This window comes from Halopseudomonas sp., from assembly GCF_038130085.1.
Lineage (GTDB): Bacteria > Pseudomonadota > Gammaproteobacteria > Pseudomonadales > Pseudomonadaceae > Halopseudomonas.
Window position 1 is genome coordinate 1 of record NZ_JAYPMU010000023.1, and the last position, 22,739, is coordinate 22,739.

General features: G+C 61.2%; 28 protein-coding genes. 13 read left to right on the forward strand and 15 right to left on the reverse strand.

Annotation, left to right across the window (positions count from 1 at the left end; translation table 11 throughout):
- The 7 genes from AAFM31_RS14625 to AAFM31_RS14655 form a co-directional block, all read left to right on the forward strand.
- Nucleotides 1-493: restriction endonuclease subunit S (locus AAFM31_RS14625; RefSeq protein WP_341708665.1), on the forward strand; the 493-nt coding region annotated here is incomplete at its 5' end.
- Nucleotides 494-528: 35 nt separating this feature from the next.
- Nucleotides 529-1,077, forward strand: a complete 549-nt coding sequence (locus AAFM31_RS14630; RefSeq protein ID WP_341708666.1) for a hypothetical protein — start codon at nt 529-531, stop codon at nt 1,075-1,077.
- A complete protein-coding gene (locus AAFM31_RS14635) occupies nt 1,074-1,415 on the forward strand; it encodes a hypothetical protein (protein ID WP_341708667.1) in 342 nt (113 codons plus the stop codon). Before AAFM31_RS14630 ends, AAFM31_RS14635 begins: the two co-directional genes overlap by 4 nt.
- Nucleotides 1,324-2,166 (forward strand): hypothetical protein, encoded by an 843-nt coding sequence (locus tag AAFM31_RS14640; protein WP_341708668.1) that lies wholly within the window; start codon nt 1,324-1,326, stop codon nt 2,164-2,166. Before AAFM31_RS14635 ends, AAFM31_RS14640 begins: the two co-directional genes overlap by 92 nt.
- A gap of 63 nt (nt 2,167-2,229) precedes the next feature.
- Nucleotides 2,230-3,492 carry a B12-binding domain-containing radical SAM protein gene (locus AAFM31_RS14645; RefSeq protein ID WP_341708669.1) on the forward strand — a complete coding sequence of 421 codons (1,263 nt, stop codon included), beginning with the start codon at nt 2,230-2,232 and terminating at the stop codon, nt 3,490-3,492.
- Nucleotides 3,492-4,091 carry an AAA family ATPase gene (locus AAFM31_RS14650; RefSeq protein WP_341708670.1) on the forward strand — a complete coding sequence of 200 codons (600 nt, stop codon included), beginning with the start codon at nt 3,492-3,494 and terminating at the stop codon, nt 4,089-4,091. Before AAFM31_RS14645 ends, AAFM31_RS14650 begins: the two co-directional genes overlap by 1 nt.
- A gap of 301 nt (nt 4,092-4,392) precedes the next feature.
- The gene (locus AAFM31_RS14655; protein WP_341708671.1) at nt 4,393-4,812 is read left to right on the forward strand and encodes a hypothetical protein; all 420 of its coding nucleotides are present in this window, start codon (nt 4,393-4,395) and stop codon (nt 4,810-4,812) included.
- Between the two features lie 16 nt (nt 4,813-4,828).
- On the opposite strand, the gene AAFM31_RS14660 is transcribed toward AAFM31_RS14655, so the two are convergent.
- The 15 genes from AAFM31_RS14660 to AAFM31_RS14730 form a co-directional block, all read right to left on the reverse strand.
- The gene (locus tag AAFM31_RS14660) at nt 4,829-5,638 is read right to left on the reverse strand and encodes a cobalamin-binding protein (RefSeq protein ID WP_341708672.1); all 810 of its coding nucleotides are present in this window, start codon (nt 5,636-5,638) and stop codon (nt 4,829-4,831) included.
- Nucleotides 5,639-6,064, reverse strand: a complete 426-nt coding sequence (locus AAFM31_RS14665; RefSeq protein ID WP_341708673.1) for an MFS transporter — start codon at nt 6,062-6,064, stop codon at nt 5,639-5,641.
- Nucleotides 6,057-6,680: a GTP cyclohydrolase II gene (ribA, locus tag AAFM31_RS14670; protein WP_341708674.1), complete on the reverse strand. Its 624-nt coding sequence runs from the start codon at nt 6,678-6,680 to the stop codon at nt 6,057-6,059. The genes AAFM31_RS14665 and ribA overlap by 8 nt, the downstream gene beginning before the upstream one ends.
- Nucleotides 6,681-6,802: 122 nt before the next feature.
- Nucleotides 6,803-7,450, reverse strand: coding sequence for a TIGR02281 family clan AA aspartic protease (locus AAFM31_RS14675; protein WP_341708725.1), 648 nt, complete (start codon nt 7,448-7,450; stop codon nt 6,803-6,805).
- Nucleotides 7,451-7,492: 42 nt separating this feature from the next.
- On the reverse strand, nt 7,493-7,987 hold the full coding sequence (locus AAFM31_RS14680; RefSeq protein WP_341708675.1) for a phosphatidylglycerophosphatase A: 495 nt from the start codon (nt 7,985-7,987) through the stop codon (nt 7,493-7,495).
- Nucleotides 7,980-8,969 (reverse strand): thiamine-phosphate kinase, encoded by a 990-nt coding sequence (gene thiL, locus AAFM31_RS14685; RefSeq protein ID WP_371833043.1) that lies wholly within the window; start codon nt 8,967-8,969, stop codon nt 7,980-7,982. Before thiL ends, AAFM31_RS14680 begins: the two co-directional genes overlap by 8 nt.
- Before the next feature lie 16 nt (nt 8,970-8,985).
- A complete protein-coding gene (nusB, locus tag AAFM31_RS14690) occupies nt 8,986-9,462 on the reverse strand; it encodes a transcription antitermination factor NusB (protein WP_341708677.1) in 477 nt (158 codons plus the stop codon).
- On the reverse strand, nt 9,462-9,938 hold the full coding sequence (gene ribE / locus AAFM31_RS14695; RefSeq protein WP_104739478.1) for a 6,7-dimethyl-8-ribityllumazine synthase: 477 nt from the start codon (nt 9,936-9,938) through the stop codon (nt 9,462-9,464). The genes nusB and ribE overlap by 1 nt, the downstream gene beginning before the upstream one ends.
- A gap of 94 nt (nt 9,939-10,032) precedes the next feature.
- A complete protein-coding gene (gene ribBA / locus AAFM31_RS14700) occupies nt 10,033-11,127 on the reverse strand; it encodes a bifunctional 3,4-dihydroxy-2-butanone-4-phosphate synthase/GTP cyclohydrolase II (RefSeq protein WP_341708678.1) in 1,095 nt (364 codons plus the stop codon).
- Between the two features lie 24 nt (nt 11,128-11,151).
- Nucleotides 11,152-11,814, reverse strand: a complete 663-nt coding sequence (locus tag AAFM31_RS14705) for a riboflavin synthase (RefSeq protein WP_341708679.1) — start codon at nt 11,812-11,814, stop codon at nt 11,152-11,154.
- Between the two features lie 27 nt (nt 11,815-11,841).
- Nucleotides 11,842-13,098, reverse strand: a complete 1,257-nt coding sequence (gene nhaD, locus AAFM31_RS14710) for a sodium:proton antiporter NhaD (protein WP_341708680.1) — start codon at nt 13,096-13,098, stop codon at nt 11,842-11,844.
- 12 nt (nt 13,099-13,110) lie between these two features.
- The gene (gene ribD / locus AAFM31_RS14715) at nt 13,111-14,250 is read right to left on the reverse strand and encodes a bifunctional diaminohydroxyphosphoribosylaminopyrimidine deaminase/5-amino-6-(5-phosphoribosylamino)uracil reductase RibD (protein ID WP_371833042.1); all 1,140 of its coding nucleotides are present in this window, start codon (nt 14,248-14,250) and stop codon (nt 13,111-13,113) included.
- Nucleotides 14,234-14,707 carry a transcriptional regulator NrdR gene (nrdR, locus tag AAFM31_RS14720; protein WP_341708682.1) on the reverse strand — a complete coding sequence of 158 codons (474 nt, stop codon included), beginning with the start codon at nt 14,705-14,707 and terminating at the stop codon, nt 14,234-14,236. Before nrdR ends, ribD begins: the two co-directional genes overlap by 17 nt.
- Nucleotides 14,708-14,914: 207 nt before the next feature.
- Complete coding sequence (locus AAFM31_RS14725) at nt 14,915-16,396, reverse strand: AMP-binding protein (RefSeq protein WP_341708683.1); 1,482 nt, start codon at nt 16,394-16,396, stop codon at nt 14,915-14,917.
- A 1-nt stretch (nt 16,397) separates the two neighbouring features.
- Nucleotides 16,398-17,384, reverse strand: a complete 987-nt coding sequence (locus AAFM31_RS14730) for a nitronate monooxygenase family protein (RefSeq protein WP_341708684.1) — start codon at nt 17,382-17,384, stop codon at nt 16,398-16,400.
- A gap of 114 nt (nt 17,385-17,498) precedes the next feature.
- Between AAFM31_RS14730 and AAFM31_RS14735 the strand changes: the two genes are divergently transcribed.
- From AAFM31_RS14735 to AAFM31_RS14760, 6 genes are all read left to right on the forward strand, one after another.
- Nucleotides 17,499-18,446, forward strand: a complete 948-nt coding sequence (locus AAFM31_RS14735) for a LysR family transcriptional regulator (protein ID WP_341708685.1) — start codon at nt 17,499-17,501, stop codon at nt 18,444-18,446.
- 16 nt (nt 18,447-18,462) lie between these two features.
- Nucleotides 18,463-19,116 carry a 50S ribosomal protein L11 methyltransferase gene (locus AAFM31_RS14740; RefSeq protein WP_341708687.1) on the forward strand — a complete coding sequence of 218 codons (654 nt, stop codon included), beginning with the start codon at nt 18,463-18,465 and terminating at the stop codon, nt 19,114-19,116.
- Nucleotides 19,117-19,175: 59 nt separating this feature from the next.
- The gene (trxA, locus tag AAFM31_RS14745; protein WP_341708688.1) at nt 19,176-20,054 is read left to right on the forward strand and encodes a thioredoxin; all 879 of its coding nucleotides are present in this window, start codon (nt 19,176-19,178) and stop codon (nt 20,052-20,054) included.
- Between the two features lie 99 nt (nt 20,055-20,153).
- On the forward strand, nt 20,154-20,753 hold the full coding sequence (locus AAFM31_RS14750) for a DUF2796 domain-containing protein (protein ID WP_341708689.1): 600 nt from the start codon (nt 20,154-20,156) through the stop codon (nt 20,751-20,753).
- Between the two features lie 7 nt (nt 20,754-20,760).
- Nucleotides 20,761-21,471: an ABC transporter ATP-binding protein gene (locus AAFM31_RS14755; RefSeq protein ID WP_341708690.1), complete on the forward strand. Its 711-nt coding sequence runs from the start codon at nt 20,761-20,763 to the stop codon at nt 21,469-21,471.
- The gene (locus tag AAFM31_RS14760) at nt 21,471-22,733 is read left to right on the forward strand and encodes an ABC transporter permease (protein ID WP_341708691.1); all 1,263 of its coding nucleotides are present in this window, start codon (nt 21,471-21,473) and stop codon (nt 22,731-22,733) included. Before AAFM31_RS14755 ends, AAFM31_RS14760 begins: the two co-directional genes overlap by 1 nt.
- The last annotated feature ends 6 nt before the right edge of the window (nt 22,734-22,739 follow it).

Genomic DNA, 22,739 nt, shown 5'->3' on the forward strand with positions numbered 1-22,739 from the left:
AGGGCAGCACCGTACCGGAAAGGTCAGGTGTTGCACTCAGTTTTTGCCGCAGCCCCACATATCAGCAAAAGCTTTAGCGGAAACCTCTCTTAAAGTAGTTCCACCGAAAAGCTTACTGATGGTTGTACGCGGCATGATCTTGGCACATTCCTTTCCTGTCGCACTCACTGCGCGGGAGGTTACGATCAACCAAGATATGAAAGCCTTGGTGCCACCTGAAGAAATCAGTGACTATCTATTAATGTACTTGCAGGCCGTTAAGCTATTGATCGTTGGGTTGGTGGATCGATCGAGTCATGGCACCTGCAAACTTATCTCGGAAAAGCTGTGGTCTCATAATATTTGCTTGCCGCCCCTCGCCGAACAACACCGCATCGTCGCCAAAGTCGATCAACTGATGGCCCTCTGCGACCAACTAAAAACCCACCTGAGCGAGGCCCGCCAACTCCACGAACAACTGGCCAGCACCCTCGTCGAGCAGGCCGTGGCTTAAACCTACCCCAATACATAGACGAATAAGGACATCAGATGCACGAAAAGGAACTTTCTCTAACCGGCAAGCTGGACAACGGTTTGACCAAAGGCATTCTCCACCTGCTTGGCTGGTTAAAGGTCGGAGGGCTGTGGCTGCTTGGCTTAACTAGTTTGGCTGCCTTGCCCTGGATTATTTTTGAGTACGAAGAGGGCCTGTCTGATCTATCTATCTTGGAGTGGGGATTTATTCCCTTGCTGGCATTACTCCTTTGGCGACACGTGCACTACTGCAAACACTTCACCACCGGTTTTTGGCTTGGGTTTAGCCGTCTGCTGATCTGTCAGGGCGTCATGGGTGCTCTCAATTTTTTGCTTGTTGGCGTCGTCATTTCCGGCCTATTTCTTATTGAGCACCCTCAGGAGCTCTTCTACTCACTCGTACAAGAAAGCCCGCTCGACAAAATAATTACCTTCTCCTCAGTATTGGTCGCTGCGTACTTGGCTGCCCCAACCTCCTGTAAAAAGCCGGTCAATGTCCCAGCGGCTGCGCCGCTCCCTACAGAACCAACCGCTAGCCCTGAGGCCAAGGAGGCCCGCCTGTGAAATATGCTCGTTTACTCAGTATCTTCCTTCTGAGCTTGGCCCACCTACCTGCGGCTAGCGCCACTGGCGGCCCAGAAACACTTATCACTGCATGCAAGGAAGTTATCGACATCTACGCCAGCAGAGATGAGGAGCGCTTTTTGGCCGGCCTGACCACCGGCCCGTCGGAAGCATGGCAAGCGGGCTACTGTGTGGGCGTGGTTAGCGAATATCGTCGTCACTACGAGTGCGACACCAGCAACTGGTATGACCAAGCAGAGCGCATCGCCGAAATACCGGTATCCTTTGCTCCACAAACGTCGGTTGATCAGCTACTGGAATTATCCTGTGGCCTGTAACGCCCATGGTTGGCCAGAGCTCTCCAGAGTCTACGAAGACCTGCTGTGCGGTGAAATCGGCTTGTCCAAGCCTCTGAACCAACATGGCAAGCTACTCAACTCACTCAATACGCTGGTTAACGCTCTCAGCCCTTCGACTAAAAACAAGGGCGAAGTCGAGCGCTACCCCAGTAAAACCAAGCCAATCATCGTTCAGCTAGACTGGACCCCTCTGAGCTGGGGAGCAGACAGCCGCAATCGCGTGTTGATGAATCCCGACCATGTCACGCTGCTGTGGAACGGCATCATGCTGCAAGGCGTATTTGGAGAGCCCAAGCTCGTTGTCGAGCTGATGCTGCCTAACGCAGATCGCAGCCCGCTTGTTGAGTGGGCCAAGCAGCTCTTCCTCGACCGTCAATCGCTAGCAGGGCTTGGCCTGCTGCGTCAGGAGCTGAGCAGCTTTCTCGAGAAGCTGCCGGTCGCCGACTTGCACGAAGAGCGCTTACCTAATCCGTTCGCCGACACGCTGCCGCAAATGGGGCTGGGTCACCTCAAGGGCAATGTGCTGAAAGCACTGGCGGCGCAAACCGCTGCGCTGTCTCTCGGCGACAGCATGATGACTCATTACCTCTCGGGCGACTTGGAAAAAGCCTATGAGGCGGCCACTCAAGTACAAACAGACAACGCCCTGCTGCTGAGGTATCGCGAGTTGATCCTGCGTGAATACCAGAGAGCAAAAGAATTTGACGATTTGCTGGATTCTTTTCGCTAACCCCCTTGGTTGTGGATTCCACAGATAAACACTGCGCTCCTACCAACACAGGAGCGCAGTGTTATGACAAGCAGCCTTATTCACTCTACCCGCACTACCCAGCCAACCCGCAATGTGGTTCTGGTTTCAATCGACTGGCGTCGGCCCGGCGATGGCAAAACCAGCCTCGGAATTGCTTCCATCGCAGCCACGCTCAGTGCAGCCGGCATCCGCTATCAACTGGTGGAATCAACCATCAACGAGCTCAGCTTCAACCTTGAGCGAGAACAGGTTCGCATCCAGCAAGCGCTCGATGACATGGGCCCGCATACGCTGCTGGGGTTTGGCGTCTTTGTCTGGAACGATGAGGCCATTTGCCAACTGATGAGTCGCCTGCTGCTGCCTGCCGGCACCAGCATTGTGCTTGGGGGGCCGCAGATCAGCTATATGCCCGCCGGCAGGCTCGAGGCAGCCTACCCACAGGCGCAGTGGTTTGTGAGAGGAGCTGGTGAGCACGCCATGTTGCGCCTTGCCCAAGGCGCATCTTCAGATGGGTGCGGAGTGCACGTCGCTGGCGAGCCTGATCAGGCTCAGCAGGCGAGTTTGCCGCTGAACGGGCTTGCGTCGCCCTTCATGCACGGCGTGGTGCAGATGGCCCCGGAAATACGCTGGGAGACCCAACGCGGTTGCCAGTTCAAATGTTCATTTTGCCAGCACCGGGACGCCGACGGACGGCAACCCACGCGAGCGTTTGACCTTGAGCGCTTGCGCGCTGAAGCGCAGATGTTTGCGGCTCACAGGGTCAAGCGCATATCGATACTTGACCCGATTTTCCATAGCAACGATAGCCACGCTATTGCCGTTCTCAACCTGCTGAAGCACGCCGGCGTTAGCGCGCAGATCGCCTTGCAGTGCCGCTTTGAGATGCTCACAGAGCCCTTCCTGAATGCGCTGCAGGGTCTGGACGTCACGCTGGAGTTTGGCTTGCAAACTGCTATCCCATCCGAGAGCAGGCTCATCCAGCGCAGCAACAACATGCCGAAGGTTGAAGAGAAACTGGCTCTGGTAAAGCAGCGTGGAATCGACTTCGAGGTGTCGCTGATCTACGGCTTGCCGACACAGACCCTCGACAGCTTCCAGCGCTCTGTGAATTGGTGCCAACAGCAAGGGGTGCCGCGAGTTAAAGCCTGGCCGTTGATGTTGCTACGCGGCACGCCGCTATATGAACAAAAGAGCCAGTACGCAATGCGTGAGACGGAGGGTCTGGCCATTCCCCTCGTGCTTGCCAGCGACAGCTTTACCGAGGCCGAATACCGGGCAATGGCCAGCATCGCGGAGGCCCTGTGATGAACAGTCAAAGCCGCTTTATCGTGCTGGAAGGTCTGGACGGCGTAGGCAAGTCAACGCTGGCAAGCAATCTGGCAGAGCAGCTCAAAGGCATGCTCATGAGTACTCCCGGCGAGGCCTTCAAAGCCGTGCGCAACCAGGCCATGGAGGCGTTTGCAGGGGATGAACTGGCGAAGGCACTTTTCTACTCGGCCACCGTTTCCAGTGAAGGGCGCAAGGCTCGCAGCATCACTAATCAGGGTAAGCCTGTGGTAATGGACCGCTACTGGGCCTCTACCGTTAGCTATGCGATCGCCCGAGGCGTAAGTGCCGACCTCGACTGCCTCGCAGATGAGCTGGTACGTCCTGACATTACCGTGCTGATTACGCTGGACGAACGCACACGCCTTGAGAGACTTCAGCACCGAGGAATGATGGCTGAAGACCGAGAAACCTTTGCCACGTCTTTCATGCAAACCGTATTGCGAGAATTGGAAGAGCGCAGCGACATCACGGTGGATATAACTGGGTTGACTCCAGAAGACGCGGTAAAAACCGTTGCCTCAAGAATAAACAGTTACTTTGACCCGGTGACGCATGCAACGGAGGCGCCCTTATGAGCAACATCGATCAGGTCATAACCTCCTGCCCTCACCAGATCGCAGCTTGCCACCAAAGCAAGGCACACGAAATCGATAAGGCACTGCGTGCAGGCGTCCCGTATACAGCGCTTGGCGGCAAGCACATCCGCTGCAGCAAAAACCTGCTCCGCTTCAAGTTAGGCACGTCACTGCGGCTGATTTATCAGAGGACTGCACACGGTCATCGGCCCCGTGCAGTTGTTACCAGACAGCACTTGGAGCAGGAATTGAGACGGCAGCTAGCCAAACAACACCGCAATACCAAACACCGGGAGGCATCATGAACTCGACCGCCCTGCTTAATCAGTCGCAACAAGCCAGTGACGGGTTAGACATACATGTCAAACACCTCGACTTACAGCGACTGAAACATTTGCACACCGACACACCAGGTGCAGAAATGTCCATTACCGAGTGGGATACCGCCGAGCTGGAATATCGCCGCTTTCTGACGCTGAAACGGCTCTATCCTGGAGTTACGTTAATACCGACTAAAGCCGCCGATAGCCTTTGGCAGGCCCACATCCTTGATACCCGGGCGTATCGCTCGGACTGCCACAAGGTATTTAGCCGATTTATCGATCGCTACCCCTACTTCGGCATCTACGGTGAGGAAGACCAGCGAGAAATGGAAAGTGCCAAGGCTCATACAGCACGCCTGCACGAGAAGCACTTTGGTGCGATTTGCGGTTCTGCTTAGCGATAAGGCTCTGCAGCTAGCGCACCAACCCGCACAACTCCTCTACCCCCGCAATAATCGCAGGAGTCGGGCGGACCAGCAGGTCGCTGTCGAGCACATGGAGGCGGTTGTGCTGCGCGGCTGCCAGCGTCGGAAAGCGGCGCCAATCATCGAGCCAGCGCTCGGCGGTGACGCCCTGATCGGCCAGCGCGACGATGACGTCGGGGTTGGCGGCCAGCACACCTTCTCTGCCGACTTGCGGGGCGAGGCCGGCCAGATCGGCGAAGACGTTGTCGGCGCCGCAGAGTGTCAGCGCGTCGGACAATAACTGGTCACCGGCGGCGGTGTAGAGTGGATTGTCCCAGAGTTGGAGGAAGACCTTGGGACGTGTTGCCGAAGGCGCTGCGCGGAGCCGTTCCAGCTGGGCGCGGAAATCGGCCTCCAGCGCCTGCGCCTCGGCTGGCTGATCGAGCAATTCGCCAAGCTGCAGGGTCATGCTGGCGATATCGTCGAGCCGTTGCGGGTCGAACTGTTCGACGCGAATGCCCCAACCACGCAACCGGTTCAGTAGTTCAGGGGGATTGCCGGAGGTCCAGGCGAGGACCAGATCAGGCCGGACGGACACGATCCGTTCGGCAGAGAGAGTCTGATAGCTGCCGACAGCTGGCAGTTCGCTCAGCTCAGGCGGCAACTGACCGTCATCCAGCACACCAACCAGCCGAGCGCCAGCGCCCAACTGCAAGGTCATGTCGGTAAGAAAGGGCGCCAGGCTAACGATGCGCTCGGCAGCCTGGACAGGAAGTGTGTTGAGGGTCAGCGCCAGCAGCAGCGCCAGCAGCTGACGCACTCAGTTGACCCAGGCGGCCGGCGGACGGTACAGCAGCATGGCACCCAGGCTGACGATAACCAGCAGCACCAGCGGGATGACCTCACCCACACAGAAGTAATGCACCAGTGCGATCAGCGCCGGTAGCGCTGCAGCGGCCAGACCCAGGCTCTGATTACGATGCAACACAGCCCAGGCGCTGGCGGCTTCGGCGCTCTCACCCAGGCCTTCGGCGCGAATCAGCGTGCGCTTGTACAGCCGGAAGCGCCAGAGAGTCAGCATCAGGCTGGCCATACCGACGGTGAACAGCGGCACCGCCGCCTCGTCAAACAGGCCAGTCCAGTCACCGAGCACCACCACAAGCAGGATCGGCAGCAGCAGAACAGTCAGGCTCAGCATGCGCCAAACACTGCGCAGCGAGCGCCAATGGGGCTTGGGATCAAACATCGTCGGACTCTGCCTCAGCTTGATGCAATTGGCCGAGCATATGGCCCAGCTTGCCAGCCTTGGTTTCCAGATACTTGGTGTTGTGCGGGTTCTTGCCGAACTGCAGTGGCAGGCGCTCGGCAACCAGTACGCCAAAACCCTGCATGGCCTTAACCTTGCGCGGGTTGTTGGTCAGCAGCTTGAGGCTCTTGATGCCCAGATGATCGAGCATCGGTTTGCAGATGCCGTAATCGCGCTGGTCGGCGCCAAAGCCAAGCAGTTCGTTGGCCTCTACGGTATCAGCACCGCCATCTTGCAGATGGTAGGCGCGGATCTTGTTCATCAGGCCAATGCCGCGGCCTTCCTGACGCAGGTACAGCAGCGCGCCGCGACCTTCTTCGGCGATGGCTTTGAGGGCAGCTTCCAGCTGGAAGCCGCAGTCGCAGCGCAGGCTGAACAGTGCGTCGCCGGTCAGACATTCGGAGTGCAGACGGCCGAGCACGGGCTCGCCATCGGACACATCGCCCATCGTCAGCACCACATGCTCCTTGCCGGTCGCTTCTTCCAGGAAGCCGTGCATAGTGAACGTGCCCCACTTGGTGGGCAGCTGGGATGACGCAATAAAGGTGACTGTCACGCCGGTCTCCTGTACGACCTTTGCAAAAAAGGGGCGGCTATATTAGCAGGTGAAGCGCTCGCGGGCGATCTGCAAGACACCTTGATAGGCGCGCTGAATGCCCAGTGCTGGGCGGCGGGGAGTCAGTACTTGCGCTCAAGCAGCAGCAGATTGTCCTGTTCGTCCATTCGTACCCTGCTCAACCAGCTCATGCCCAGCAGCACTTCCAGCGGAAAGCGTCCTTCCAGAACCAGAGCCTGCACGTTGCTCAGCTCGATATCACCGACCTTCACCCGCGCCAGATTGACCTGGTAGCCTTCGACCGCACCCGACGCGGTAGCAGCACGCACCGAGGTGCCACCGAGCTGGTAATCGATACCAAGACGCCGCGCCTGCACCGAACTCATCGACACGCTGGTCGCGCCGGTGTCGACCATGAAGTTGACGGTCTGGCCATTGATCGAACCCGTCACCCGAAAGTGTCCGCCCTCGCCGCGAGGAATACTCACCTGCTGCCGCTCGGCCTGCGCGAACCCGGCGCTGTATTCGCGCTGCAGCCCAAACTGCCGCGTCTGGCCGTCGACCCGCAGTGTCGCCGTCTGACTGTCGGCGGAGATCAGCTCGACCCCATCTACCGGAGGCTTACCGACCCGCAGCATATGGCGCTGACCGTCGATATTGACCACCGCCGCGTTGGCGAACAACCCAACCACTCGCACATCGGTCGCCGCCGATACCAGCGAGGCCGCAGTCAGTCCGGTACCGAGCAGCAGAGCAGAGAGAAGAGCCATACGGGCCATGCGGTGTTTCCTTTGCGCGAGAACAGGCGAGGTTTACACCATAGCCAACAGGGTTTCGGCCAGCAACAACACCAGCAAGGCCATGAAACCGGCAATGATGTCATCCAGCATGATGCCGAAGCCGCCGCCAACCTGCCTGTCTACCCAACGGATTGGCCAGGGCTTCCAGATATCGAACAGGCGGAACAGGGCAAAGCCGGCCAGTAACCAGAGCCAGCCGGCCGGCGCCAGCCAAAGCGCGATCCACAAGCCGACGAACTCGTCCCAGACAATCCCGCCGTGGTCATGCACGCCTAGATCTGCAGCGGTACGGTGACACAGCCAGATGCCGAGCAGGGTCGACAGTACGATCACCAGGCTGTAGCCACCAACTGGCAGTTGCTGCCACAGCAGCACAAACGGCAAAGCCGCCAGGGTCCCCCAGGTACCGGGCGCCGGGCGAATCGCGCCACTGCCGAAACCAAAGGCCAGAAAATGAATCGGGTTACGCCACACCGACCGGGGTGTCGTTTCGTTTGCGTCAGACATCCGTGCTCCTGAAATGTTGATAACCGGCCGGGCCCTCGACCGCCTGCGGCCCCAGCCCCAGATCCAGCTGAACCCCCTGCCCGCCCTGCACCTCGCCAATCACGCAGACAGCATGACCCGCCACACGCCAACGCTCCAGCTGCGAACGGGCGGCACGTGGCATGGTGAAGAGCAGAACGTAGTCGTCGCCACCGCGCAGCATCCAGTCGAGCCGCTGCCGCTCGGACCAGCTGCGCAGCGCGTCCGACATCGGCAGCTGCGGCCCGTTGATCAGCAGCCGCACGCCGCTGGCACTGGCGATATGGCCGGCATCGGCCAGCAATCCGTCGGATATATCCAGCCCGGCAGTGGCTACGCCGCGCAGCAGCTGCCCCAACGCGAGCTGCGGCAGAGGCCGCCAGAACCGACCATGCAGATAATCCTGTGCGGCCATCGGCAAGCCCGCGGGCAGCGGATTGCCGAGCGCAACTTCGAGACCCGCCGCGCCATCGCCCAGCGTGCCGCCGACACACAGCAGGTCACCGGGACGGGCGCCGGATCGGGTCAGCGCCTGACCCGCCGGCACCTGACCGAGCACGGTGACGCCAATATTGAGCGGGCCACGGGTGGTGTCGCCACCGATCAGGTTGATCCCCGCGTCACGCGCGGCATCGGCCAAACCACTGGAAAACGCCTGCAACCAGCCGGGCGTCGCCTGCGGCAAGCTCAGTGCGAGGGTAAAACCAAGGGGAGATGCGGCCATCGCCGCCAGATCACTGACCGCTACCGCCAGGGCGCGATAACCCAACTCGGCAGCGGGACAGTTTTTCGGGAAGTGCACACCCTCGACCAGGGTGTCGGTGGAAACCACCAGTTGCTGCCCGGCAGCGGGCTGCAGTACCGCGGCATCGTCGCCGATGCCGAGGATAGTGGCGCTGGCCTCGCCTGCCTGCTCCAGACGCGCGGTGCGAAAGTAGCGGGCGATCAGCTCGAATTCGTCCAGCGCCATGGCCGGTCGATCAGCGTCCCTTACGGGGGGCACCGACTTCCGCCTTGCGCAGACGCGGAGCCAGCTTGTCGAGAATGCCGTTGACGTACTTGTGACCGTCGGTCGCACCGAACGACTTGGCCATCTCGATGGCCTCGTTGATGACCACGCGGTACGGCACATCAATGCGCTTGAGCAGCTCGTAGACGCCGATGCGCAGTACGCTCAGCTCAACCGGGTCGACATCCTTGATGTCGCGGTCCAGCACCCGGCTCAGCTCGTCGTCGATGTCACCCAGGTTACGCGGCACACCGGTCAGCAGCTCGTGGAAATACGCGCTATCCACCTTGCTGAAATCGTTGTCGGTGCGAAACTGCGCCTCGATATCAAACACTGGCAAATCCGCCATGTGCCAGGAGTACAGCGCCTGCATCGCCAGACTGCGCGCCTTGCGACGGGCCGACGCTTTCGGTCGGCCGGCTGCGGGGGAACTCTGCTGATCGTCCATCAGGCCTCCAGCTGCTTGATGACGCTGACCATTTCATAGGCAGACATGGCCGCTTCCGCGCCCTTGTTGCCAGCCTTGGTGCCGGAACGCTCGATAGCCTGTTCGATGCTGTCGACGGTGAGTACACCGAAGGCAACCGGGATACCGTATTCCAGAGATACCGCACCCACGCCCTTGACGCACTCGCCAGCCACGTATTCGAAGTGCGGCGTTCCGCCACGGATGACCGCGCCCAGGGTAACAATCGCGTCGTACTGCTTCAGGTCGGCGACTTTCTTGACCATCAGCGGAATTTCAAAGGCGCCGGGAACACGCACGATGGTGATGTCTGACTCCTTGACGCCGTGGCGCTTGAGCGCGTCTACCGCGCCCTCTACCAGGCTTTCCACCACAAAGCTGTTGAACCGGCCAACGACCAGTGCATAGCGGCCTTGGCCAGTTACAAAATCACCTTCGATGGTACGGATAGCAGTCATGAACAGTCTCTCTGTATAAAGAACCGGCAGGGCTCTGGGCGCTGCCGTGAATCAAATGGGTGACGAAACCTACCTGCGTTTGCTCAATAGTTGGTCAGTCGCAGGGCAGGTATTCTACTACTTCCAGGTCAAAGCCGGATATGGCGTTGAACTTCATCGGGCTGGAAAGCAGGCGCATCTTGCGCACACCCAGATCACGCAGGATCTGTGAACCGGCCCCGACCGTATTATAGGTCGACGGACGGCGCGGCGCCGCCTTGCCGGTCCCGAGGTTGCTGACGTGCTCCAGCAGCGTCTCCGAATCAACGTGATTACCCAGCATCAGCACCACACCACGCCCTTCAGCGGCAACACGGCGCATCGCTTCTTGCAGACTCCAGCGCCCGGCTTCCGGCACCAGGAACAGGTCACGCAGCGGGTCGACATTGTGCACACGCACCAGGGTCGGCTCTTCCGGCTCGATATCGCCGAGCGTCAACGCCAGATGCACCACGTCAGCGGTGCGGTCACGGTAGGCAACCAGATTGAACTGGCCCAACTCGCTGCTCAACACTTTCTCGTCAGCGCGCTCGACGGTGCGCTCATTCAGCAAGCGGTAGTGAATCAGGTCGGCGATAGTGCCGATCTTGATGTCGTGCTGCTTGGCAAACTCTTCCAGCTCCGGACGACGGGACATGCTGCCGTCGTCGTTCATGATCTCGCAGATCACCGCCGATTCGCCGAACCCGGCCATGCGGGCCAGATCGCAGGACGCTTCGGTATGACCGGCACGCGCCAGCACACCACCGGGCTGCGCCATCAGCGGGAAGATGTGGCCGGGGCTGACGATGTCGTCCGCAGTTGCATCCGGTGCGGCCGCAGCCTGCACGGTGCGCGCGCGATCAGCAGCGGAGATACCGGTGCTGACACCAACGGCAGCCTCGATAGAGACAGTGAACTTGGTACCGAAGCCGGAGCCGTTACGCTGCACCATCAGCGGCAGTTTCAGGCGCTCGCAGCGCTCAAGGCTCATCGGCATGCAGATCAGGCCACGGCCATAGCGGGCCATGAAGTTGATGTGCTCGGCCTGACAGGCCTCAGCAGCCATGATCAGGTCGCCTTCGTTCTCGCGGTCTTCGTCATCCATCAGGATGACCATCTTGCCGGCGCGAATATCTTCGATCAGTTCTTCAATGCTGTTCAGTTTCATCCGGCCCTCCGGGGGCTGGTTATATCAGGACTTGAGGAAACCGTTCTCGGCCAGAAAGGCCATGCTGATGCCAGCGGAGGTCGGCTCGGCGGCTTTCTCGCCCAACAGCAGACGCTCCAGATAACGGGCGATCAGATCCACTTCCAGATTGACTGTGGTGCCGGGCTGATAGTCGCCCATGACGGTTTCCTGCAGGGTGTGCGGAACAATATTCAGGTGAAAGACAGCGCCTTCCACCGCGTTGACGGTCAGACTGGTGCCATCAACGGTAATCGAGCCTTTTTCGGCAATGTACTTCGCCAGCTCGGCCGGCGCTTCCACGCGGAAGTGCCATGAGCGGGCATCCTGATGCAGCGACAGCACCTTGCCAACGCCATCAACATGACCGCTGACCAGGTGACCACCAAGTCGGGTGGTCGGGGTCAGCGCCTTTTCCAGGTTGACCCGGCTACCCGGCTTCAGGGTAGAGAGCGCGGTACGGCGGATGGTCTCCTGGCTAACATCAGCCCAGAAGCCGTCACCGGGCAATTCAATGGCGGTCAGGCAGACGCCGTTGACCGCGATGCTGTCGCCCAGTTTGACGTCACCCAGATCCAGCTTGCCGGTGCGCACGTACAAACGTACGTCGCCGCCCTTGGGCTGCATGCTCTGAATCTGACCGACCGCTTCGATGATACCGGTAAACATGAATTGCCTCGCTTTCGCCTATGCCGGTCAGGAGACCAGCAGACCCAGACCGTAGACAGCAATGAAGCCGAAGGCAAAAGCCATCAGCAACAGTCCAAAGCTGCGCAGGTAGGTCATGAATGTCAGGCCGGGCATCTTGCTCATGGCAACGATGCCGGCAGCGGAGCCAATTATAAGCAGGGAACCGCCCACACCGACAGCGTAGGTCAGGCCCATCCACTCGGCGACGTTCATATGCAGGTCTGCTTTCAGCAACGCTGCGGTCAGCGGCACGTTATCGATCAGCGCCGAGAGCATGCCCATCAGGAAGTTGGCCAGCAGGGTCGGCATGACGTCATACAGCGCCGTCAGATTCTGCAGGGTACCGATGTACTGAAGCATACCGACCAGCAGCAGCACGCCGAGGAAGAACAGTAGCGTCTCGAATTCGATGACGCGGATGTATTCCAGAATCGGATCGGCGTCGATGTCTTCATTGAAGAAGCGCGCAATCAGGAACATCAGCGCCAGACCGGTCAGGAAGGTCAGCACCGGCGGAATCGCGAAGAACAGGCTGAGCAGGATGGTCGCAACAATGGTCAGCAGGAACAGCGCGCCGATCACCTGATCCACGCCACGCAGTTCGTGCAGCTGGTTCTTCTCGATGATCACCTCGTTGCTCATGCCAATCGACAGCAGCCCGGCCAGCAGAATGACCGCCAGCAGCGCCGGCGCGCTGAGCAGCAACAGGTTGGTGATTTCCACCTTGTCGGCCATGAAGATCATCAACGTGGTGACGTCACCCGTAATCATAGCCACACCACCGGAGTTGACTGCAAACACCACCAGCGTGGCGAAGCGCAGCATCTTGCGCAGCTCCAGATTGAGACTCAGCACCAGTGCAACCGACACCAGGGTCGCGGTGATGTTGTCGGCAATCGATGAAAACACAAAGCAGAAGCCACCCGTCAGAAACAGCAACTTGCGCTCGGTAATGCGCCCGGGAAGGATGCGGTAGATGACGTTCTCGATCAGCCCCTTCTTGTTCAGATAGGCAACGAAGGTCATGGTCGCCAGCAGGAACAGCCAGAGACTGGCGATATCGGTGATGTTTTCGTTAAGCGCTTCCTGAACATGCTCGCGCACGGTGTTGTCAGGCGCGGCGATAAACAGCACCAGCCACGACAGCGCACCGAACAACAGCACCACCTTGGCCTTGTTAACGTGGATGACTTCTTCCAGCACGACCCCCAAAAAGGCCACTACCGCCATGATCCACAGCAGTATCTGAACACTACTTTGCATTGTCTTACACTCTCAGGAAGGGAAAATCGGTCGTGCTGTGATGCGCCAGTCCTGGCCAATTGCGCGCATGTCGACGATGTCTACGTCCATCGCCTCGCTCATGCTTTCGAAGGGCAACTGCATCAACGGCCGCGCCTGACTTCCGAGCAGGCGCGGTGCCATATACACAATCAGTTCATCAACCAATCCGGCGCGCCAGAAGGCGCCAGACAGGCCAGCGCCGGCTTCCACCAGCACCTCATTGCAGCCCCGCTCGGCGAGGGTCCGCAGCACCGCATGCAGGTCGACCTTGCCGTCTGCACCGGGGACCGCTAGCAGCTCACTGCCGGCGGCACGATAATCATCGGCGGCCTGTTCGGCACTGGTACTGATCACCAGTGTCGGCCCCGCCTCACGGAAGAAACGCTGGTCCAGCGGCACCCGCCGCAGGCTGTCCACCAGCACCCGCAAGGGCTGGCGCGCGGCAGCGGCCGCAGCGTCATCAGCCGGTAGCCCCAGCTCGGACGCGCGTACGGTCAGGGCAGAATCATCCAGCAGCACGCTGTCGGCGCCACTGACCACCGCGCCGCTGCGCGCCCGCAGACGCTGCACATCGGCACGGGCAGCAGGCCCGGTAATCCACTTGCTCTCGCCACTGGCCATGGCGGTACGACCGTCAAGACTCATCGCCAGCTTGACGCGCACCCACGGCAAACCGTGCTGCATGCGTTTGATGAAACCCGGATTGAGTGCCTGCGCCTGCGCTTCAAGCAGTCCGCAGCTGACCTCGATACCCGCCTCGCGCATCCGGGCCAGACCGTTACCTGCCACTTGCGGGTTCGGGTCCTGCATCGCCGCAACTACTCGGCTGACGCCTGCCTTGACCAGCGCATCGGCGCAGGGCGGAGTGCGGCCGAAGTGGCTGCAGGGTTCGAGGGTAACGTAAGCCGTGGCGCCGCGAGCCTTGTCGCCGGCCTGCGCCAGCGCGTTAACTTCGGCGTGACCTTCGCCGGCACGCACATGCCAGCCTTCGCCGACGATCTGGCCATCAGCAACCAGGACGCAGCCGACCCGCGGATTGGGTTCAGTGGTGTAGACACCCCGTTCGGCGAGCATCAACGCTCGGCCCATCCACTCCCGGTCAGCGACGCTCCACTCAGGCATCCGCTTCATCCTGATCGCGCCGAGCAAGGCGTTCAATCTCTTCGCGGAATTGGTTGAGGTCCTGGAAGCGGCGGTAAACGGACGCGAAGCGGATATAGGCCACTTCGTCGAGCTGCTTCAGCTCGCGCATGACCATCTCGCCGACGGCCAGTGCCTTGACCTCACGCTCACCGGTCGCGCGCAGCCGGTGTTTGATATGCCCGATAGCCGCTTCGATCTGCTCGACGCTGACCGGGCGCTTCTCCAGCGCGCGCTGGAAACCGGCACGCAGCTTGTCTTCATCGAAGGGCTGGCGACGACCGTCCTGCTTGATTACCCGAGGCAATACAAGTTCGGCGGTTTCGAAGGTAGTGAAGCGCTCCTGGCAGGCCAGACATTCGCGACGACGACGGACCTGATCGCCCTCGGCCACGAGGCGAGAGTCAATCACCTTGGTGTCATGTGCGCCACAGAATGGACAGTGCATGCAGGTTTTCCCAGGTGGATAAAAAACGGCCTACATCTTACCTTTTGTAGGCCGCGGATGAAATGTGTCATTACATTTCAACTACCAGATTGTCGCACCTGCCGGGATTGCTACCGTTTCAGCCTCTGAGCGCCGTGCCAGACGGGTTCGCGGCCCGCCATAAGGCGCACGCCGAAACGGTAGCAGGCTATTGCGGAAACACTGCGTTCAGGCACTGGCCTGCAGACAAGTGTCGCGCAGCCGGCGCTTGGCTACCTTGCCGTTGTCATCACGCGGCATAACTTCCACCAGATCCACCCGCTTGGGCACCTTGTATCCGGCCATGTTCTCCCGCACGAATGCCTGCACCGCAGCCGCATCTACCTGCGGGTCGCTGGTTGCCACGACCGCCATCAGCGACTCGCCATACTCGGCGTCCGGCATGCCGAAGACGGCACAGTCGCGCACGCCGGGCATGGTAATCAGTACGTGCTCGATTTCCGCCGGGTAGATGTTCACACCACCGGAAATGACCATATCGGACTGACGGTCGCAGACGTACAGGTAACCTTCGGCGTCGAGATAACCGATATCGCCGACCGTTGCCAGATCGTCCAGCCCGGCCTTGGTACGGGCCGCTTCATTGTTCAGGTACGTGAAGTCCGGGACCATCGGCTGGCGAACATAGATCACACCGGGCTCACCGACACCGCACTCCTTGCCATCCTCGCCAACGATACGAATGCGCGTATCGCCGATCGGCCGGCCGACACTGCCGGGCTTGCGGCGCGCGGACTGCGGATCCTGCAGGGTGATCATGCCGGTTTCGCTGGACGCGTAGGTTTCGAAAATCACGTCACCCCACCAGTCGAGCATGCCCTGCTTGACGTCCGGGGCGCAGGGCGCGCCGGTCGAGGCGACAAAACGCACCGACGAAATGTCGTATTTGGCCCGCACCTCGGCCGGCAGACGCAGCAGGCGGACGTACATGATCGGTACCAGATAGACCACGTCGATCCGGTGCTTCTCGATCAGCGCCAGCGTCTGCTCCGCGTCGAAGCGCGGCATCAGCACCAGCTTCTCGGCCTGCTGAATCGCTTGCTGGGTAAACGAGGTCGGCGCGCTGTGATACAGCGGCGCGGTGACCAGCGCTCGCACGCCGGGGGTAATACCCCAGGCGATGCTGCACAGCTCGCGCATAAACTCGGCCATCTGCGCTCGCACCTCTGGCGGCGGCACCAGCCGCACCACACCCTTGGGCCGTCCGGTAGTACCTGAGGTGTAGGCCATGTGCGCCCGTGGCGTGCGCTCGGGGCCGTCGTAAGGCGCTTGCTGCGCCAGCCAGCCTTCGTAGTCACGCGCATCCTCAGCGCCAGCACCAACCACCAGCACCTGCACGCCGGCGGGAATCGCGCCGTCCAGCGTGGCCAGCAGGTCTGCTTCGACGATCAGCACCTTGGCCGCCGAGTCGTTCAGCAGGTAGGCCACCTCATCGGTCTTGAAGTGCCAGTTGATCGGGCAGTAATAACAACCCGCGGTCAAACAGCTCTGGATCGCATCGATAAACACCGGGCCGTTGCGCAGCATGACGGCGATGACGTCGCCATCCTCTACCCCCATGCGCGCCAGACCGCCCGCCAGACGCAGCGCCCGATCAGCAACCTCATCACCGCTGCGCTGCAGATCACTACAAATCAGTTCAGCGGTCATATCAGCGCGCTCCAAAGGGCTGGGTAATGCGCGCCATGCGCTCCTGCGCCTCGCGGTACTCGCGCTCCAGCTTGCTGATCGCTTCAGCCGTCGAGGTCACCGCGCCAATGCTGCCGACGCCCTGACCGGCACCCCAAATATCGCGCCAGGCCTTGCTCTTGCTGCTGCCGCCAGAGCCGAACTTCATGCTGCTCTTATCGCCTTCGGGCAGGTTGTCCGGGTCCATGCCGGCGTTGACGATGCTCGGCTTCAGGTAGTTGCCGTGCACGCCGGTGAACAGGTTGCTGTAGACGATATCGTCAGCGCTGGTTTCGACCAGCATGTTCTTGTAAGCCTCGTCTGCGTTGGCTTCATGGGTAGCGATAAAGCGCGTGCCCATGTAGGCCAGATCCGCACCCATGGCTTGGGCCGCAAGAATCTGTTCGCCCTTGGAAATTGAGCCGGAGAGGATGATCGGGCCGTCGTAGAAGGCGCGAATTTCCGAGACCAGCGCGAACGGGCTGAGCTGACCAGCGTGGCCGCCTGCGCCGGCGCAGACCAGAATCAGGCCATCAACGCCAGCCTCAATAGCTTTCTTGGCGTGCTTGACGTTGATCACGTCGTGGAACACCAGGCCGCCATAGCTGTGGATCGGGCCAACCACGTCGTTGGGCGCACGCAGACTGGTGATGATGATCGGCACCTTGTACTTCACGCACAGCTCAACGTCGTGCTGCAGACGGTCGTTGCTGCTGTGCACGATCTGGTTCACCGCAAACGGCGCCACCACCGCATCCGGGTTGGCGGCCTTGTACTCGGCCAGTTCGCTGGTAATGCGCTGCAGCCACTCGTCCAGCACCTCGGCCGGGCGCGCATTGAGTGCCGGGAAGGAACCGACAACGCCAGCCTTGCATTGGGCGATGACCAGATCCGGGTTGGAGATGATGAACAGCGGTGAACAAATGACCGGCAGGCTCAGATTGCCTTGCAGTACCGAGGGCAGACTCATGCGTGTATTCCCTGTAGTTATGGTTGGTGGGCTTCCCAAGGACTATAGAAGCGTCGCATTTGATCTACAATGCGCACACACCATGCCCAAACTGTTTACTCATCGGCAACAATCATGGACATCAAAACCCTCCAGTACTTCAGTGCCATCGTTGAGGCCGGCGGTATGAGTGGCGCCGCACGGCGGCTCGGCACCTCGCGCTCGCATATCAGCCGCCGACTCAAGGCGCTGGAGCAGGATTTGCAGGTGCAGCTATTACGCCGCACCACCCGACGGGTCGAGCCGACGCAGATCGGCTGGGCGCTATATGAGCACGCTGCGCGCATTACCCAGGAGCTGAGCGCACTGCAGTCGACCGTCGACAACCTCGGCCGCAACTTGCGCGGCCATCTGCGTCTGAGCGTACCCTCGGCACTGGGCCAGCAGCTGGTCGGCCCGCTGCTGCTGGAGTTTGCCGAAGCCTACCCGGACGTCACCCTGCAGCTGACCTTCAGCAACCGCATCTTCGATCTGGTCGCCGAGGAAATCGACGTCGCCCTGCGGGTCACCAACACACCGCCGGATACGCTGGTTGCGCGCGACCTCGGGCCGATCGAGTGGGTGCTGTGTGCCAACCCGGACTATCTGCAACGTGTCGGCACACCCAAGGCGCCGGAAGACCTGTTGCGCTGCGACATGGTCAGCGTCAAGGTGCCGGACCTGCGCCTGCCGCTGGAACTGTCAGACGGCAAACACAGTCAGCAACTGACCCTGCGCCCACGCCTGCAGACCGAAGACATGCTGTTCCTGCGCCGCGCCGCGCTGCATGGTCTGGGCTGCGCCCTGCTGCCCTACTACGCCGTACGCGATGAGCTGAACGCCGGCAGCCTGGTTGCGGTATTGCCGAACTACCGCGCCCGGGTCGACGCCTGGGGCGATCATCTCTACCTGTTGACCGCACCAAATCTCTACCCAACCCTGGCCACCCGTGCACTGATCGAATTCCTGCGCAACCGTCTGGCCGATATCCCGTTGACGCCACAACACCCGGCTGCCAGCGAACTCGCTACAATGCCCTCCTGACCTCAGGAACACATGCATGACACTCGAAGCCCTCACCGCCGAACTGCAGCAGGTACTGCCCGACGCCCAGCTTGTGCCCAGTCGCCTGCCCGGTCTGCCGGAGCTGGAGCTCTGGCTGCTCGACCCCAGCAATCTGGACCGTGCCTTCGCCAGCGACGAAACCCGTCGCCTGCTCGAACATCCGCCCTACTGGGGCTTCTGCTGGGGCAGCGGCCTAGCGCTGGCGCGCTGGGTGCTGGACCACCCCGAGCAGGTGCGCGGCAAACGGGTACTCGACTTCGGTTCTGGCTCCGGCGTGGTTGCCCTGGCCTGCCGCATGGCCGGTGCCGAACAGGCCATCGCCTGCGACCTCGACCGCCCGGCCCTGCTGGCCTGCGCACTCAACGCCCGGCTCAACGATATGCAGATTGTGCTGTCCGATGACTACTTCGCCGTCGACGGCGAGATCGACCTGCTGATCGCTGCCGACGTGCTCTACGACGTTGAGAACCGGCCACTGCTAGACCACTTTGCCGAACGCGCCAGCAATGTGCTGATCGCCGACTCGCGCGTGCGCAACCTGAGCCATCCGCGCTATCAGCGCAGCGCCATTTTGCCCGGCCGCACCTGGCCCGATCTCGGCGAGCCGCTGGAGTTTCGCGACGTCAGCCTGTATCAGCTCAACCCTTGACCTTGGCGCCAGCGCCACCATATAAGCCAGACTCGAAATCACCAGCAGCGGAATAGCCCATGTCATCGCCCTACCTGTTCGACGCCACCACCGACACCTTTGATCGTTACGTGCTCGAGAACTCCTTCCACAAACCCGTGCTGGTGGACTTCTGGGCCGACTGGTGTGCGCCCTGCAAGGCGCTGTTTCCGGTACTGGAAAAGATCGTCGACAGCTACGAAGGCGAACTGCTGCTGGCCAAGGTCAACTGTGACGCAGAGCCCGGTCTGACCGAACGCTTCGGCATTCGCAGCTTGCCGACCGTGGTGCTGTTCAAGGACGGTCAGCCGGTCGAAGGCTTCGCCGGCGTGCAGCCAGAGAGCGCGATTCGCGAATTGCTGACCCCGCACGTCAACGAGCCCGCTCCTGCTGCCGACGAGCCGGAGCAGGATCTGGCCAGTCAGGCGCAGGCGCTGATCGACGCAGGCCAGCCGCAGCAGGCCATTGCCCTGCTGCAACCGGCCCTGCAGGCAGAAGCTGATGATGCCCTGCTGCTCGTGCTGGGCCGCGCACTGCTGGCCGACGGCCAACTGGACGACGCCGACAAGGTAATCAACGCCGTTCAACAGAAAGACAGTCATAAACAAACCCTGAGCGCCCTCAAAGCGCAGCTCAGCTTCGCCCGCCAGAGCGCCGGCTTCGCGCCCCGTGCAGAGCTGCAGGCACGCCTTGACGCCGATGCTGCCGACAGCGAAGCGCGCTACCAGCTGGCCCTGCTGGACCTCACCGCAGGACACAGCGACAACGCCCTGGCAGCCCTGCTCGACCTGCTGCAGCGCGATCGCAGCTGGAACGAGGGGGCCGCGCAGAAGACCCTGCTGCAGGTCTTTGACCTGCTCGGTGGCGACCACCCGCTTACTGTGCAGTACCGCCGCAAACTCTACCAGGCGCTGTACTAAGCAAACGACAGCGTCGGGCTATGCTCCGACGCCGATTTCGGGCTTGCCTTATCGACAATATGAAATAAGATAACATTTTATTTTCAGCCGGAGTCTCCGATGCGTCGCACCCTGCTTGCCCTCAGCCTTGCCCTGCCCGTCAGCCAGTCATTGAGTGCCGAAGAGCACTCGCACGCCAGTCTGGATGCCCACGAACACGGTGTCGCCAGCCTCAATTTGGTCGTCGACGGCAATCTCGTCAGCCTGGAGCTGGATAGCCCGGCGGCCAACCTGGTCGGTTTCGAACACCAGCCAAGCTCTGATGAAGACCGCGCGACCATTGCCCGGGTCAAAGCCACGCTGGAGCGGGCCGACAGTTTGTTCAGCTTCACAGCGGACGCGGGCTGCGCACTGCAACAGGTCGACTTGCACAGCCCTCTGTTCGAACAGCATGCCCCTGCCGAAGAGCACGAGCACGAGCACGAGCACGAGCACGAGCACGAGCACGATGATCATCATGAACATGAGCATGGTGAACATGCTGACATTGAAGGCCGCTTCGACTTTGCCTGCAGCGCGCCAGACAAGCTTGAAGCGCTGACCCTGCCGTTGTTCAATAGCTTTCCAGCGCTGCAGCGTCTTCAGGTGCAGACCATCACCGCCAGCGGCCAACATGGCGCACTGCTGACCGCAGACAATCCCAGCTTGCCAATGGACTGAGCAGACCATGACCAACCCGCTGCTGCAGGTCAGCAACCTGCAGTTTTCCTGGCCGGGCCAAGCGCTCCTGCTGGATATCCCGGCCTTCAGCCTGCAGGCGGGCGAGCGCCTGTTTCTCAAGGGTCCGTCCGGCAGTGGCAAGACCACCCTGCTGGGCCTGCTCGGCGGTGTACACCAACCCCAGCAGGGCGAGATCACCCTACTCGGACAATCACTGCGCACGCTATCAGCGCTGCGCCGTGACCGCTTCCGTGCCGACCACACCGGCTACCTGTTCCAGCAGTTCAACCTGCTGCCGTATCTCTCGGTACTCGACAACGTCACCCTGCCCTGTCGCTTCTCCAGCCTGCGCCGTGAACGCGCCCTGCGCCAGCAAACAAGTCTGAACGCCGCTGCAGAGCACCTGCTGCGCGAACTCGGGCTCAGTGACAGCACTCTGCATCAGCGCAGCGCCAGTGCCCTGTCGATCGGCCAACAACAGCGGGTTGCCGCCGCCCGCGCGCTGATCGGTAGCCCCGAGCTGGTCATCGCCGACGAGCCCACCTCGGCGCTGGACGCGGACAGCCGCGACGCCTTTCTCAAGCTGCTGTTCGATGAATGCGCACAGATGGGTAGCAGCCTGCTGTTCGTCAGCCATGACACCAGTCTCGCCAGCCGCTTTGACCGCGCCCTCTCGCTGGCGGAGCTGAACCGCGCCAGCCAGCCGGAGACCTTCTGATGTATCTGCTGCGCCTGTCCATCCAGAGTCTGGCTAACCGCCGCTTTTCTGCCCTGCTTACCGTTATTGCCATTGCCCTGAGCGTCACCCTGCTGCTCGCCGTCGAGCGGGTGCGCACCGAGGCCCGCAGCAGTTTTGCCAGCACCGTCAGCGGCACCGACCTGATCGTCGGCGCGCGCTCCGGCTCGGTGCAACTGTTGCTGTATTCGGTATTTCGCATCGGCAACGCGACTAACAACATCCGCTGGGACAGTTTCCAGCAGATCAGCAATCAACCGCAGGTCAAATGGGCAATTCCGCTGTCACTCGGCGACTCGCACCGTGGCTTTCGCGTGCTTGGCACCAGTCAGGCCTACTTCGAGCACTACCACTTTGGCCGTGATCGCAGCCTGAGCCTCAGTCAGGGCCAGCCGTTCGCGGATCTGTATGACGCCGTGCTTGGCGCCGACGTCGCACGCGAACTGGGCTACCAGTTAGGTACGGAGATGGTGCTGGCCCATGGCGCCGGCGCGGTCAGCTTCGTCAAACACGCGGACAAACCCTTCCGGGTGGTTGGCATCCTGGCCAAGACCGGCACCCCGGTCGACCGCACCATCCACGTCAGTCTGCAGGGCATCGAAGCGCTGCATGTCGACTGGCAGCAGGGTATGCCGGCGCGCGGCGCTGGCCAGGTCAGTGCCGACCAGGCGCGCGCGCTGGACCTGACCCCGCACGCCATTACCGCATTCATGCTTGGCCTCAACCGCCGCATCGACACCTTTGCCCTGCAGCGCCAGATCAACGAGTTCAGCGGCGAACCACTGCTCGCGATCCTGCCAGGCGTCGCCCTGCAGGAGTTGTGGGGGCTGCTCAGCGTGGCGGAAAAAGCACTGCTGCTGGTATCGGTGTTCGTTGTTCTGACCGGACTGGTCGGCATGCTGACCGCCATTCTCAGCGGCCTGAACGAGCGCCGTCGGGAGATGGCGGTACTGCGCTCGGTAGGAGCACGACCACTGCATATCTTCAGCCTGTTGCTGCTGGAAGCGGTCAGCCTGACCATCGCCGGTATCGCATTGGGGCTGGGGTTTCTCTATGCAGGCATTGCCGTCTCTCGCCCCTGGCTGGAGCAGCAATACGGCCTGTTTCTGCCATTAGGCTGGCCCACCCAGAGCGAACTGACCCTGCTCGCCGGCATCGTCGGCGCCAGCGTGCTGATGGGCTGCATTCCGGCCTGGCGCGCCTACCGGCAGGCGCTGCTCGACGGCCTGTCCATTCGACTCTAGGAATCC

Coding starts and splice junctions, on each gene's coding strand:
- AAFM31_RS14630 (WP_341708666.1), top strand. CDS start 529: ATGCACGAAAAGGAACTTTCTCTAACCGGCAAGCTGGACAACGGTTTG.
- AAFM31_RS14640 (WP_341708668.1), top strand. CDS start 1,324: ATGACCAAGCAGAGCGCATCGCCGAAATACCGGTATCCTTTGCTCCAC.
- AAFM31_RS14645 (WP_341708669.1), top strand. CDS start 2,230: ATGACAAGCAGCCTTATTCACTCTACCCGCACTACCCAGCCAACCCGC.
- AAFM31_RS14650 (WP_341708670.1), top strand. CDS start 3,492: ATGAACAGTCAAAGCCGCTTTATCGTGCTGGAAGGTCTGGACGGCGTA.
- AAFM31_RS14655 (WP_341708671.1), top strand. CDS start 4,393: ATGAACTCGACCGCCCTGCTTAATCAGTCGCAACAAGCCAGTGACGGG.
- AAFM31_RS14665 (WP_341708673.1), bottom strand. CDS start 6,064: ATGTTTGATCCCAAGCCCCATTGGCGCTCGCTGCGCAGTGTTTGGCGC.
- AAFM31_RS14675 (WP_341708725.1), bottom strand. CDS start 7,450: ATGGCTCTTCTCTCTGCTCTGCTGCTCGGTACCGGACTGACTGCGGCC.
- AAFM31_RS14680 (WP_341708675.1), bottom strand. CDS start 7,987: ATGTCTGACGCAAACGAAACGACACCCCGGTCGGTGTGGCGTAACCCG.
- nusB (WP_341708677.1), bottom strand. CDS start 9,462: ATGGACGATCAGCAGAGTTCCCCCGCAGCCGGCCGACCGAAAGCGTCG.
- ribE (WP_104739478.1), bottom strand. CDS start 9,938: ATGACTGCTATCCGTACCATCGAAGGTGATTTTGTAACTGGCCAAGGC.
- ribBA (WP_341708678.1), bottom strand. CDS start 11,127: ATGAAACTGAACAGCATTGAAGAACTGATCGAAGATATTCGCGCCGGC.
- AAFM31_RS14705 (WP_341708679.1), bottom strand. CDS start 11,814: ATGTTTACCGGTATCATCGAAGCGGTCGGTCAGATTCAGAGCATGCAG.
- nhaD (WP_341708680.1), bottom strand. CDS start 13,098: ATGCAAAGTAGTGTTCAGATACTGCTGTGGATCATGGCGGTAGTGGCC.
- ribD (WP_371833042.1), bottom strand. CDS start 14,250: ATGAAGCGGATGCCTGAGTGGAGCGTCGCTGACCGGGAGTGGATGGGC.
- nrdR (WP_341708682.1), bottom strand. CDS start 14,707: ATGCACTGTCCATTCTGTGGCGCACATGACACCAAGGTGATTGACTCT.
- AAFM31_RS14725 (WP_341708683.1), bottom strand. CDS start 16,396: ATGACCGCTGAACTGATTTGTAGTGATCTGCAGCGCAGCGGTGATGAG.
- AAFM31_RS14730 (WP_341708684.1), bottom strand. CDS start 17,384: ATGAGTCTGCCCTCGGTACTGCAAGGCAATCTGAGCCTGCCGGTCATT.
- AAFM31_RS14735 (WP_341708685.1), top strand. CDS start 17,499: ATGGACATCAAAACCCTCCAGTACTTCAGTGCCATCGTTGAGGCCGGC.
- AAFM31_RS14740 (WP_341708687.1), top strand. CDS start 18,463: ATGACACTCGAAGCCCTCACCGCCGAACTGCAGCAGGTACTGCCCGAC.
- trxA (WP_341708688.1), top strand. CDS start 19,176: ATGTCATCGCCCTACCTGTTCGACGCCACCACCGACACCTTTGATCGT.
- AAFM31_RS14750 (WP_341708689.1), top strand. CDS start 20,154: ATGCGTCGCACCCTGCTTGCCCTCAGCCTTGCCCTGCCCGTCAGCCAG.
- AAFM31_RS14755 (WP_341708690.1), top strand. CDS start 20,761: ATGACCAACCCGCTGCTGCAGGTCAGCAACCTGCAGTTTTCCTGGCCG.
- AAFM31_RS14760 (WP_341708691.1), top strand. CDS start 21,471: ATGTATCTGCTGCGCCTGTCCATCCAGAGTCTGGCTAACCGCCGCTTT.